Source organism: Rhizobium johnstonii 3841 (genome assembly GCF_000009265.1).
Taxonomy (GTDB): domain Bacteria; phylum Pseudomonadota; class Alphaproteobacteria; order Rhizobiales; family Rhizobiaceae; genus Rhizobium; species Rhizobium acaciae.
In genome coordinates this window covers 4368594-4381252 of record NC_008380.1, presented here as the reverse complement: position 1 = coordinate 4381252, position 12659 = coordinate 4368594, and the positions used below count along the sequence as shown (strand labels likewise).

The following is a 12659-nucleotide window of genomic DNA, read 5'->3' as shown; positions in this document are numbered from 1 at the left end:
GACTGATGACCAATATCGCAGCCTTCCTCTACCTCGTCTCCGGCGTGCTCTTCATCCTGGCGCTGCGCGGCCTGTCGCATCCGGCCACCAGCCGCAAGGGTAATCTCTACGGCATGATAGGCATGGGGATCGCGATCCTGACGACGCTGGTGCTGGCGACCCCCAATTTCGGCGGCTTCGTGCTGATCGTCCTTGGCCTTGCCATCGGCGGCAGCGTCGGCGCCTATGTCGCCCGCACCATCCCCATGACCTCGATGCCGCAGCTCGTCGCCGGTTTCCATTCGCTGGTCGGCCTTGCCGCCGTGCTGGTCGCGGCTTCGGCGCTTTACACGCCTGCTTCCTTCGGTATCGGCGAGATCGGCCAGATCCACACCGAGGCGCGCGTCGAGATGGCGCTCGGCGTGGCAATCGGGGCGTTGACCTTCACCGGCTCGATCATCGCCTTCCTGAAGCTCGACGGACGCATGTCCGGCAAGCCGATCCTCCTGCCTTACCGGCATGTGATCAATGCGAGCCTGCTGGTGCTGATCGTGCTCTTCATCATCGGGCTTGCCGCCACCGAAAGCCATTTCGACTTCTGGGCCGTCGTGGCGCTGTCGCTGGCGCTCGGCGTCCTGCTGATTGTGCCGATCGGCGGGGCCGATATGCCCGTCGTCGTGTCGATGCTGAACTCCTATTCGGGCTGGGCCGCGGCCGGCATCGGCTTCACACTCGGCAATCTGGCACTGATCATCACGGGCGCGCTCGTCGGTTCTTCCGGCGCAATCCTTTCCTACATCATGTGCAAGGGTATGAACCGTTCCTTCGTCTCCGTCATCCTCGGCGGTTTCGGCGGTGAGACGGCGCCCGGCGGACCCGATACCTCAGACAGGACGGTAAAGCTCGGCTCGGCCGAGGATGCGGCCTATCTGATGGCCAATGCATCAAAGGTCATCATCGTGCCGGGATATGGCATGGCGGTCGCCCAGGCCCAGCATGCGCTGCGCGAGCTCGCCGACAATCTCAAGAAGAACGGCGTCGAGGTGAAATATGCAATCCACCCAGTTGCAGGCCGTATGCCCGGCCACATGAACGTGTTGCTCGCCGAAGCGAATGTTCCCTATGACGAGGTTTTCGAACTCGAGGACATCAACTCGGAATTCTCCCAGGCCGACGTCGCCTATGTCATCGGCGCAAACGACGTCACCAATCCGGCGGCGCGCGACGACAAGACCTCGCCGATCTACGGCATGCCGATCCTCGACGTCGACCGGGCAAAGACCTGCCTCTTCGTCAAGCGCTCGCTCGGCTCGGGTTATGCCGGGATCGACAATACGCTGTTCTACAAGGACGGCACGATGATGCTGCTGGGCGACGCGAAGAAGATGACCGAGGATATCAACAAGGCGCTCGCGCATTGATCTATGCCAACGCAGCCGCCCTTCGGGCGGCTGTTTGATTTATGCGGCACGCCACTGCTGTCTGCCTTCTGGCCGTCCGCTTTTCGTCAGGTCTCTCCCGGCACGAGGGTCATCTTTTCGACGCCGATCGCCAGGTTCAGGCCTTCCTGAGCCTGAACGTTCAATGGCTGCAGCATGAAGGCCTTGTCGGTGCCGCCGGCGATGACCTTGGCGCCGGCGCCTGCACCGATGCTCGCATCGGCGCCGATCCCGTAATATTCGCCGGCAAGGGCGAATTGCGGGATATCCGTGCCGGTCTTTGCCAGCACCTGCCAGATCATGACGCTCTTGCCGGTCTGGCCGATATCGAGGCCAAATTTCTCGATTTTGCCGGCATAGACCGCCTTGGCGCCGCCGGCCGATGGCGTATAGGTGCAGATAAGGTTCTTCTGCGAGGTGACGATCAGACCCTGGCCGCCATCCGATCCGCAGACCAGACGGCCAAGCGTGACATAGTTTTCAGCGCCCGCCGGGCTCGCCCAGGCAGCGGCTGTAAGAGCCGCGGCTGCGATCATCGTTTGCTTGAACATGGTCTTTCTCCTTTGGAACGACCTGTCCGAAACGGGTGGAGGTAGCGATTGTTCCGGGACGCAGATTCAAAGTGATAGAGCGTCCTTAGCGCGTCTGAGAAGACGCGCGGCGCTCTATTCCCGCTCCAGCGTGGCGCGCTGCGCCGTCAGCACCCATAAAAGGCCTTCGGGCCGGAAATCGATCTCAACCGTGCCGCGAAAGGCGGAGGCGGCATGGGCTTTGATAACGGTCGTGCCGAAGCCCGAGCGCGATGGCTTGGTGACCGGCGGGCCGCCGCGCTCTTCCCAGGTGAAGCGGAGCAGGGCATCCGGCTTGCCCTCCTCGCTGACGTCACGCCATTCGAAGCGGACACGGCCTTGCGGTACGGAGAGCGCACCGTATTTCACAGAATTGGTGGCAAGCTCGTGCAAGGCAAGGCCGAGATTCTGCACTGCATCCGGCTTCAGCACGAAGTCTTCGCCGCTGATGTCGATCTGTTCGCGCGATTGCGGGAAGGCGTGCAAATGGATGTCGACGACCCGCCGCAGCGATACCCCTCCCCATTGTTCGCTGGTCAGGAGCTCGATCGAACGCACCAATCCCTCGAGGCGGTCGGCGACGGCGGCGCGGAAGGTCTCGACGCTGTCGGACTGCTTGGCGAGCTGGCGCATCATTGCCTGGGCAAGCGTCAGAAGATTCTTGGTGCGGTGGACGAGCTCGTGCATGACGAAACGCAGCCGGTCCTCGGTCTGGCTACGGTCGAAAGAGGCATTCGAAAGGGCAATCGCCACCTGGTTCGCCTCGATGACGCTGGTCTCGACCGGCGAGACGATATGGCCTTCGCCCATGCGGTTTGCCATGTCTGCGATATCGCGGATGGTGGTGCGCACCTGTCTTGCGACGGCATAGGCGGCCAGCACGGCGACGAGCACCAGTGCCACGCCGCCGATGATCAGGAAGCGCCAGGTGCTGAGGATCGAAGCCTGGGCGATCGGTCCCCAGATCACCGTCTTCCACGACCAGCCGGGAATCTGAGCATAACCGAGGAGCATGTGCGGCAGGACCGCTTCGTCTTCGAAGACGCCGCGGGACACGGTGAGCGCCGGGAGAATGCGCGGATCGAAGGGTGTGCCGGGTTCGAGATTGGCGGGGCCAGTGGCCGCGACGACGTGGCCGCTCTCATCGATGACGGCGGCCGACCAGCCGGGGGCAAGGCCCTCGGTGGTCACAAGCTTGCCCAGATCCTGGGCGTTCTGCGTGATGATAAGGGCTGCGACCGGTTCGTTCTTCCGCGGTAGAGTGACGTTATAGACCCATTCGCCGCTGGTCCGGCCGCGAAAGACGTCGGAAGCCTCGATGCGACCGGACGCCATGACCGCCTCGAGCGCGGGGATATTCGCCGTCTGGCCGAGCGGCGTGCCGAACGCCCGACGGGTGTTCAGCAGTTGCTGGCCGCTGCGGTCGACGGCGATGACGAAAAGCGTATTGTCTCTGAGGGCTGTTTCCGTGCGCTCATGGAAGGAGGCGAGATTGCCGTTTTCAAGCTCCGGCGAACTCGAAAGCAGCCGCAGCGTCGTCGCCATGTCCTGAAGCTGGCGGTCGATGATGCGTGAAAGGGCAAGCGCATCCTGGGCCGTCTCGCGCTTCAGCGTTGAACGCTGGTTGTCCTCCAGCTGCAGCAGAAGCAGCGCCACGAAGGCGAAGATCGGCAGTGCGATCGCCACGGCCATGGCGACGAGGTAGGTGCCGATCGAAGCCTTGGGAAAGAACAGCGCTACGATTTTCATCTGTTATGCCACATCGCATGCGCACATGCTTAATTCCTTAAATCGGAATCGATTTAAGGACAAAATCATGCAGGAATTCGAAGTTCTAAAGCGTCGTTCGTGCTTTTGAAAAGACGCGCGGCGCTGCAATGCGTTTGGCCCACAACGGTTTTGGCTTGCGGCCAGGAAAGCAAAGATCCGCATCTCTCGCAAACCGCCCTCAACACGTGTTCGAACATCCGATAGCGGGCTATCGAAGCCGGTCCATGTTAGGGGGAGCAAGAGCAGGTTGCAACACACTATGACAGGCCATCGATGATGATGGGCGCTTTTTCGGCTTCTCTTCACAAGCCGGTGCGGCCGGCTTTGCGGTAGCGTCGCTTCTCTCCGCCCGGCATGGCGCGATATCACCTCGATGATATCTAACGGCTGGAAGATTCGTTTGAACCATCAGAAACTTGGTCGCAGCCCCGATGAGCGGCGCGACCGGCAAGAGGCGGTTGCGAGCCGCCCGATGCTTCGGGCCGCCCAATGATGTCCTTAGCCGGCGGGGGCGACGCCGACGCGAGCAAGGCCGTCACGAGCCGGCTGGTACTTCGGATCGAGGCCGATCGCGTGGCGATAGGAGCGGGCAGCCTTCGCCTTGTCACCGCGGCGTTCGTAGACGAGCGCCTGGTTGGCCCAGGATTCGGCGATGTTGCCGTTCAGCTCGATCGCATGGTTGAAATCGGCAAAGGCGTTGTCGTCGTCGTTCAGGGCGATATAGGAAATGCCGCGGCCATTATAGGGCTCGGCCGAATTCGGCGCGAGCGAGATCGCTTTCGAGAAATCGTCGATCGCCTTATCCTGCTGATTGCGCTTCTGATAGATCAGGCCACGATTGTGATAGGCGCGGCCATCGGTAGTGCCGAGCTGGATCGCCTTGTCGAAATCGTTGAAAGCCTGGTTGTCTTGGCCGGCCATGCGATAGACATTGCCGCGGCCGATATAGGCGACGTCGTAGCTCGGATTGATCTGCAGGGCGGCATTGTAATCGGCAATTGCCTGGGCCTGCTGGCCCATGTTGCGATAGACGAGAGCGCGGTTGGCGTAAGCCTGGAAAAACCGCGGATTGATCTGCAATGCCGTGTTGAAATCGTTCAGCGCCGGGCGGAATTGGCCGGCGCGGCCATAGGCGGAACCACGGACGTTGTAACCTTCGGGATCCCTCGGATTGGCGTTGATGACCGCCGTCAGCGACGCGATATTCTCTTCCGAACCCTGCGCCTTGTCGATGCGGATCACGGCATCCGTGGTATTGGTCGTCTCGCAGCCGGCGAGGCCGAACATTGCCGCCAGCACCAAAGCGGGCAGGAATGCGGTTTTCTGCAAGCGCAAAGCGCGGGACGGATTAAAGGTGTTGACAGCCATTCGGGCTCGCTTTCCCCATGCGGCATATCCGGTGCGCGGATATGCGATCCTCAGCGGCAAACTAAAAAAGGCGGCGGCGAACCCATCGCCCCCGCCACAATGCATCTGAAAACGTCGAAAAAACGACGGCAACGCTCAGCGTGCTGCGACCAGACCTTCGCGCTGGGCGCGCTTACGGGCCAGCTTGCGAACACGACGAACAGCCTCGGCCTTTTCGCGAGCACGCTTCTGCGACGGCTTCTCGTAATAGTCGCGCATCTTCATTTCGCGGAAAATGCCTTCGCGCTGCATCTTCTTCTTGAGAGCGCGGAGAGCCTGATCAACATTGTTATCGCGGACAAGTACCTGCACGAGAATCACGTTCCTTTGGTTGGTTGATGCCTGGGGCGGCGCAGCGGCCAGAGGCAAAACAATAACGTTCGCGCGGCAGCAGCCTCGCGATTGGTGATGCGGGATAGCAGATTGGGTACGGGAAGTCCAGATGGATATGGAAGGCGGGCGGAAAAATCACGCTTCGCCTGATGCGGTCATCATCCGGCCGGTTCGGGCGCGGCTTCATCCAGCGCGGCGATTGCTTCCTTAAGAGCCGTCCTGACCCTTAGGCGGTCGGCAGGCTCCAGCCGGCTGATATCCAGATGCAGGTCGAGGCCGGAGAGGTGCTCGCTCAGAACGCGGCTCTTGTGGTCCGCACCGGGCGTCAGCCCATCCACCCCATAGGGCACGATCTCGCGCTGTATGCCCTTCATCGTGATCGGCGGCAAGGGGTGAGCGTCGACGATTTCGTTCACCAGCGCATAGGTTTCGTAGCTGATGACGATTTCTCCTCCTTGGGCGATCGATTGCAGCCGGGCTGCGAGATTGGCCTCCGCCCCGATGATCGTATAGTCCATGCGGTCGCTGCTGCCGAAATTGCCGACGTTGCAATAACCGCTGTTAATTCCCATGCGGACGACGAAAGGCTCCTCGGTGCCGTTTCTGCGCCATCTGTCCTTGAGTTCGCCGAGACGGCGCTGCATGTCGACGGCCATCCGCAGGCATGCTTTCGCGTCCTCCTCCGGCCCCTTGGTTTCGGGATCGCCGAAGAAGACCAGCATCGCGTCGCCGATGAACTTGTCGACCGTGCCGCCATGCTCCAGAGCAATGTTCGACATCTCGGTCAGATATTCGTTGAGCATCTCCGTCAGGGCTTCCGGCTGCAGGCGCTCGGTCGTCGCCGTGAAGTCCTTGATGTCGGAGAAGAAGATCGTCAGGCGCTTGCGCTCGGTATGGACGACGACGTCCTTCTGCCCGGAGAAGATGCTTTTGTAGATCTGCGGCGAGAGATAGCGCGAAATCTTTATGGAAACGCTGGCGAGGAATTCGTTCGCTGCTTCCAGATCCTGGTTGGCGCCATGGATTGCGCGCGCCTGCTGCCGCTGGAGCACAATGAAGCTGATGCCGATGATGGCGACGAAAAGGAAATAGCAGAGCAGGTATTTGAAGGCGAAGACATTGCTCGCATAGGGCTGTCTGATGACGACTTCCTGAATGCCGCGCACATCGCCCACTTTCCAATCGGTCTTCGGGCTTTCGGGATGGGTATTGTGACAGGCAACACAGGCCTGGCCCATGACGACGGGGGTGATAAACCGCAAGGTATCGGTCAATCCGACGCGGGTGAGATCGTTCAGCGTCTGCTGCGGATTGCCGCGCAACGCGGCGAGCGCTTGTCTCTCGAAATCGTCGAGCTCGTGGGATGCGCGGCTCTTGAACGGCAGGTCGGAGACGAAACGGTAGGTGATATTGGCCTGCTGCTCCTTGATGACGTCGCCGAGTTCCAGGGAGAGCGTGGCCGGCAGCGGGATGGCGCCTGGAATATTCGCGTAAGTGTGAGAGACGACCGTACCTCCGGTCGCGCCGCTGGCATGGGCGGCCAGAACGCGCCCCACGACATTCGCGGAATAATAGGAGCGAATGCTCGATATCAACGAGCTCATGTCGCGCGCCTGACGGCGCAGGGTATTCCCCGAGAGATCGCTGATATCAAGCCAGACGGCAAGCGGCAGCCCTGCGAGCATTGCCAGCACGACGACAATCAGCCAGTAGCCGCTGCGGCGTGCGGCGGATTCGGAAATCACGGTGACCTTCATCCTTCTCTCGAAAAAGCATCCGATTTTCGATCGCTACAAGAACATTTCGCCACGCGCCGGGCAAGGTCGAAGCCTTGTCATCCAGGCAAAAGCCCGGCCAAAACTGGAGGCGTGGCCTGATTGAAGACGGTTCCCAGCCGTCCGCCGGAAAGCGAAATGCGGGAGGCTGAAAAGACAGCGTCCTTATGCATCTGCGAATGGCGTTTGGATCGAAAGCGGCGTAGCCTGTCTGCCGGCAGGTGCGGGCCGTTCTGTCGGCCGTCGGGGGGGCAGCCGGTGAGATCATGACGCGCGTGCAGCAAATCGGTGTCGTTATCGGCCTGGCGATCGTGGCTATGCTGACGATTCTCCGGGCAGGCGATCCCGGGATTTTCAAGCTGATCCGGGGCGTGACTTTCGACGAGTATCAGCGGCTGGTTCCTAGGATCTTCGAGCCGATGCCCGTCCGCGTGATCGACATCGACGAGACGTCGCTGCGCGAATTCGGCCAGTGGCCGTGGCCGCGGGACCGGATGGCTCTGCTGGTGGACCGGCTTTCCGAGATGGGTGCCTCGGCCATTGCCTTCGATGTTCTCTTCGCCGAGCCGGACCGGCTGTCGCCGCGCAATGTTGTGCGCGACGTTGCTGGTGTGGATCCTTCCTTGGCCGAGAAGCTGCCAGACAATGACGAGATATTCGCCCGTTCGATTGCCGGAAAACCCGTCGTGCTCGGCTTCGGTCTTTCCAACGAGGGCAACTACCGGCCGCCTGTCAAGGCGGGCTTCGCCTTCACCGGCGAAAGCCCTGTCTCGGCTCCGCCCTATCTCGGCGCCTCGACGCCGCTCAGACCGCAATTGGAGGCCAATGCGGCGGGGCTCGGCCATATCAGCCTCAACCCCGGCAATCCCTCGCCGGTGGTGCGGGCGGTGCCGCTGTTCCTGACAGACGGTGAACAGCTCTATCCGAATCTCGCGATCGAGGCTCTGCGCGTGGCGCAGGGGGCGTCGACCTATGTGCTGTCGGGCGCGCCCGATCGCGCCGGCATCATGACATCGGCAAAGATCGGGGATTTCGTCGTGCCGCTGACGGCGGCGGGCGAACTCTGGCTCTATGTCAGCCCCGACCGGGCCGAGCGATACATATCCGCCCGTCAGGTGCTCGCGGCCGACGGGGCCTCTCCCGAGGTCGCGGCCGCAATCGACGGCAGCATCGTCTTCATCGGCACATCGGCGGCCGGCCTGCAGGACATCCGCGTCACCGCGCTCGGCGAGAACGTTCCCGGCGTTTCGCTGCATGCGCAGGCCGTCGAGCAGATCCTCTCCGGCCATTTCCTGTCGCGGCCCGACTGGGCCGACGGGCTGGAAATCCTGCTGATCGCGGTGCTCGGCTGCCTGCTCGTCGTGGTGACGACCTTCGTCAGCCCCGCCGTCGCTCTGATCTGCGGGCTGCTGATCACGGCGATGGCGCTGGTGGCGTCCGGGATCTCGTTTCTTTATGCAGGGCTTCTCTTCGATCCACTGGCTCCGATCGTCAGCGGATCGATCATCCATTTTGCCGCGACCTCGTTCAAGATCCTGGTGATCGATCGAGAGCGACGCGAGGTGCGGCGCGCCTTCGGACATTATCTTTCCCCGTCGCTGCTCCACCGTATCGAGCATAATCGCGACGCATTGCGTCTCGGCGGAGACGACCGCGAGTTGACGATGATGTTCGTCGACGTCAGGAATTTCACCGAAATGAGCGAGCGGCTGGCGCCGACGGATGTCGTCGCTTTCCTGAACACGCTGCTCGATGCGTTGAGCCGCCATGTCGTGGCGAATGAGGGCACGCTCGACAAGTTCATCGGCGACTCGATCATGGCATTCTGGAATGCGCCCGTCGATGTGGCGGATCACGAAGCCAAGGCTGTTCGCGCAGCGCTTGCCATGCGCGAGACACTCGCCGAATTGAACGCCGGCGACGCCTTTGGCTTCGGGCCTGATCAGGAAGTCAGCATCGGCATCGGCATTCATACTGGCCTTGCCTGCGTTGGCAATATGGGCGCCAAGACCCGCTTCAACTATTCGGCTGTCGGAGATGCCGTCAACGTTGCGGCTCGAATCGAGTCCTCCTGCAAGGAGGTCGGCTTCGATATCCTCATTTCCGACAGCACGGCACGGTCAGTGCCGGGAATGGCGCTGATCGAGGCTGGCGCGCTCCCGCTAAAGGGGAAGAGCAGCCGGACACAGATCCTCGCCGTTGTCGGCGATGAGCGGGTCGCAGCATCTCTGGAATTTGCCGCGCTCAAGGTCGTCCACAATCAGTTGATGCAGGCCCTGCAATCACACTCAAGGAATAGCCGAAAGCTTATCGGTACGGCAAAGCTCAGGGCTGTGCAGGTGATCGGCGGTCTGGCTGAATTCTACGAGCGCGTATCCCGCAGGGCCGATCATTTCCGCGAGGTGCCGGAGGAGGTCGAAAAAAGCGCCGCAGATTGACAGGCCTCAGCGGCCGCGATTGAAATTATGACCCCTGTCGCGGTTCCGATCGTTGTCGTGATCTCGATCTCGATCATGGTGGCGCTCGTGCCCCCGATGATCCAAACCGTGATTTCCGGGCTTGCCATCATCGTCATGCCGGCCGTGGCCATCATGCTTGTCGGGCCTATCCGGCTTGTCATGATGGGGCTTATCGTGGTGCGGCCTGTCATGATGAGGCTTGTCGTGATGCGGCTTGTCGGGCTTGTTCGGTCGCTCCTTTTGCGGCTCGGCCTGTCTCTGTGGCGGATCCTGCCTTTGAGGAGCAGGCGCAACTGCCGGCGGAGGCCGCATTCTGTCTTTTCTTTCCGGCGCGGCTGAGGCCATATTGCAGCCGCCGAGCATGCCGATGCCGCCCGCAAGTCGCTGATTGCCGGAGAGGAAGGGTAGGGCGCGCTGATTTCCGAGCGTCGCGAGGATACTGGGGTCAACCCGGCGTGCCGCGGACATATCGCCATTCGGCTTGGCCACCACGCAATCGCAGCGTTGCTGCAAATGCCGGCAGCCGCCCGGGCCGCAGAAACTGGCAGCACCATTCAGCAGCACGACGGCGGTCGTGCCATCCGGGCCGACGTAGAAATCGAAAGCGGTGCCGCGCACGCCGATCGTGCCGGCCGGAGTCAGGATCTGGTAGGCCGAGGAATTGGAATTGCCGCTGACCCAGCGGAATGTGCCCTTTGCCGCCCGGATCGTCAGTTTCTTGACCGATTGGGAATCATCGAACACATATTTGTCGATCACGACCGACGAACCCCAGCCGACCGCGAGCTTCGTGCCGTCACGAAACACGAATTGGCCAAGCCCGGATTGCGATGTCTTGATGCGCTCGTTGCGATGAACGCGGGTGTCGACCTCGATCGGCCCGCTCTGTCCCGTCACCTGCGTCTTGATGACGACAGCCTGGCCAACCGGCTCAGCGGCGAGCGCCGGCCATGCGCCGCTTAACGCGATGCAAAGCATCGCGACTGATACTGAGCGCCAACCCCTCATGATACACGTACCCCGGGAACGTGCGATTGTTAACATTTTAGCAATTGCTTGTCTTCTCACCCTCTTGGGTTAGGGGCGGTCCGGCGGCTCAGCGGAAATGCAGACGCTTGCGTCATCCGCCTGGAACGGCATTCTCGTCTGCGTGTCGAAAGCAAAGCTCTCGCGCGTCGCAAAAGAACCGTTGTGCCGCATTTGGATTTGCGATTTGTATGAGCGCGGAGAACAAGCCCTTTCCCGAAGGAGAAGAAGGCGGATGCGGAAATATTCGGTTTTTGCCGTGGCACGGGAGGCCCTTCGCGGCCACAAGGGCTGGGAGAAGCAGTGGACTTCGCCTGAGCCGCGGGCCGAATACGACGTCGTCATCATCGGCGGCGGCGGCCACGGGCTGGGCGCTGCCTATTATCTCGCCAAGGAGCACGGCATCACCAATGTGGCGGTGATCGAGAAGGGCTGGCTCGGCGGCGGCAATACCGGGCGCAACACCACCATCATCCGCTCGAACTATCTCTATGAAGAGAGCATGCACATCTACGAGCATTCGATGAAGCTCTGGGAGGGGCTTTCCCAGGAGCTCAACTACAATGTGATGTATTCGCCGCGCGGCGTGATGATGCTCTCGCACAATATTCACGACCAGCAGTCCTTCAAACGGCATATCCATGCCAACCGGCTCTACGGCATCGACAATGAATGGCTGACGCCGGAGCAGGCGAAGGCCTATTGTCCGCCGCTCGATATCTCGGCCAGCGCGCGCTACCCGATCAACGGCGCAGCACTGCAGCGGCGCGGCGGCACGGCCAGGCACGACGCGGTTGCCTGGGGTTATGCGCGGGCGGCCTCAGACCGCGGGGTGCATATCATCCAGAATTGTGAAGTGACCGGCATCCGGCGTGGCCCCGATGGACGGGTGACCGGGGTCGAGACCTCGCGCGGCTTCATCGGCGCCAGGAAGGTCGGCGTGTCGGCGGCCGGCCATACGACGACAGTCATGCAGATGGCTGGTGTGCGTGTGCCGCTGCAATCGAGCCCTCTGCAGGCGCTGGTCTCCGAGCCGCTGAAGCCGATCTTTCCCTGCGTCGTCATGTCGAACACGGTGCATGCCTATATCTCCCAGTCCGACAAGGGAGAGCTCGTCATCGGCGCCGGCACCGACCAGTATAATTCCTATTCCCAGACCGGCGGACTGCAGATCATCACCCATACGCTCGACGCCATCTGCGAGCTCTTCCCGATGTTCCGGCGCGTCAAGATGATGCGGCAATGGGGCGGCATCGTCGACAATACGCCGGATCGTTCGGCAATCCAGTCGAAGACGCCGGTTCCCGGGCTTTACGTCAATTGCGGCTGGGGCACCGGCGGCTTCAAGGCGACGCCGGGCTCGGCCAATCTCTTCGCCCATCTGATTGCTCGCGACGAGCCGCACAAATTCAATGCCGGGCTGACGCTGGAGCGCTTCCGCAGCGGCCGGCTGATCGACGAGGCGGCGGCGGCGGCGGTGGCGCACTGATGTGGATGGCGGCTCTCCTGACGATCGGGATCAGCGGCGCGGCAATGCCGGCCGGTGACGTTTTTCCCGGCGTCGGGGATTTCCGCCTGCAGAAGATCCACAGGGCTGCCGGCGAAAGCGAATGGCCCTTCGTTGCCGAGAGCGGCACGCTGCTTTGCGCGATGATCCTGCGCCAACCAGCCGTCTATTTCGTGCCCGAGGTCGGCGGAGAGCCGGGACGTGCCTTCGTGATCGACAACGATATCACCATGATGGCTTTTGCGAATATCGGCATGACCGGTGTGCTGGAGCCCTATGACAATTTCGAACAGCTTCTCAAGCGCCTCGTTCCCTATGTGACGATGGGAAAGCGCCTTTGCAATCAACCTCCCGGAACCAATGTTTCCGGATCGGAACTCTAAGACGGGTAACAC

General features: G+C 61.7%; 11 protein-coding genes. 5 read left to right on the top strand and 6 right to left on the bottom strand.

The window, feature by feature from the left end:
- The first annotated feature begins 5 nt into the window (after window positions 1-5).
- Entirely contained in the window at window positions 6-1400 is a 1395-nt protein-coding gene (locus RL_RS21320; RefSeq protein ID WP_011653540.1) for an NAD(P)(+) transhydrogenase (Re/Si-specific) subunit beta, read from the top strand.
- A gap of 86 nt (window positions 1401-1486) precedes the next feature.
- Here the strand turns inward: RL_RS21320 and RL_RS21315 are convergent, their stop codons facing one another.
- From RL_RS21315 to RL_RS21295, 5 genes are all read right to left on the bottom strand, one after another.
- Window positions 1487-1969 carry a DUF992 domain-containing protein gene (locus RL_RS21315; RefSeq protein WP_003542945.1) on the bottom strand — a complete coding sequence of 161 codons (483 nt, stop codon included), beginning with the start codon at window positions 1967-1969 and terminating at the stop codon, window positions 1487-1489.
- A gap of 114 nt (window positions 1970-2083) precedes the next feature.
- Window positions 2084-3736: a sensor histidine kinase gene (locus RL_RS21310; RefSeq protein WP_011653539.1), complete on the bottom strand. Its 1653-nt coding sequence runs from the start codon at window positions 3734-3736 to the stop codon at window positions 2084-2086.
- A 519-nt stretch (window positions 3737-4255) separates the two neighbouring features.
- Window positions 4256-5125 carry a tetratricopeptide repeat protein gene (locus RL_RS21305; protein WP_011653538.1) on the bottom strand — a complete coding sequence of 290 codons (870 nt, stop codon included), beginning with the start codon at window positions 5123-5125 and terminating at the stop codon, window positions 4256-4258.
- Between the two features lie 135 nt (window positions 5126-5260).
- Window positions 5261-5476 carry a 30S ribosomal protein S21 gene (gene rpsU / locus RL_RS21300; protein ID WP_003542939.1) on the bottom strand — a complete coding sequence of 72 codons (216 nt, stop codon included), beginning with the start codon at window positions 5474-5476 and terminating at the stop codon, window positions 5261-5263.
- Between the two features lie 179 nt (window positions 5477-5655).
- Window positions 5656-7254 carry an adenylate/guanylate cyclase domain-containing protein gene (locus RL_RS21295; RefSeq protein WP_041936470.1) on the bottom strand — a complete coding sequence of 533 codons (1599 nt, stop codon included), beginning with the start codon at window positions 7252-7254 and terminating at the stop codon, window positions 5656-5658.
- Here RL_RS21295 and RL_RS41020 point away from each other — a divergent pair.
- Together RL_RS41020 and RL_RS21290 are read left to right on the top strand one after the other, a co-directional pair.
- A complete protein-coding gene (locus tag RL_RS41020) occupies window positions 7244-7378 on the top strand; it encodes a hypothetical protein (protein ID WP_261315755.1) in 135 nt (44 codons plus the stop codon). The two genes, RL_RS21295 and RL_RS41020, sit on opposite strands and share 11 nt — an antisense overlap.
- A gap of 160 nt (window positions 7379-7538) precedes the next feature.
- Window positions 7539-9710 (top strand): CHASE2 domain-containing protein, encoded by a 2172-nt coding sequence (locus RL_RS21290; RefSeq protein ID WP_041936612.1) that lies wholly within the window; start codon window positions 7539-7541, stop codon window positions 9708-9710.
- Window positions 9711-9716: 6 nt separating this feature from the next.
- On the opposite strand, the gene RL_RS21285 is transcribed toward RL_RS21290, so the two are convergent.
- Window positions 9717-10739, bottom strand: a complete 1023-nt coding sequence (locus RL_RS21285; RefSeq protein ID WP_041936468.1) for a FecR family protein — start codon at window positions 10737-10739, stop codon at window positions 9717-9719.
- Between the two features lie 253 nt (window positions 10740-10992).
- On the opposite strand from RL_RS21285, the gene RL_RS21280 reads away from it, so the two are divergent.
- A complete protein-coding gene (locus RL_RS21280) occupies window positions 10993-12246 on the top strand; it encodes a sarcosine oxidase subunit beta family protein (RefSeq protein WP_011653534.1) in 1254 nt (417 codons plus the stop codon).
- On the top strand, window positions 12246-12647 hold the full coding sequence (locus RL_RS21275) for a hypothetical protein (RefSeq protein ID WP_011653533.1): 402 nt from the start codon (window positions 12246-12248) through the stop codon (window positions 12645-12647). The genes RL_RS21280 and RL_RS21275 overlap by 1 nt, the downstream gene beginning before the upstream one ends.
- Window positions 12648-12659 lie beyond the last annotated feature (12 nt).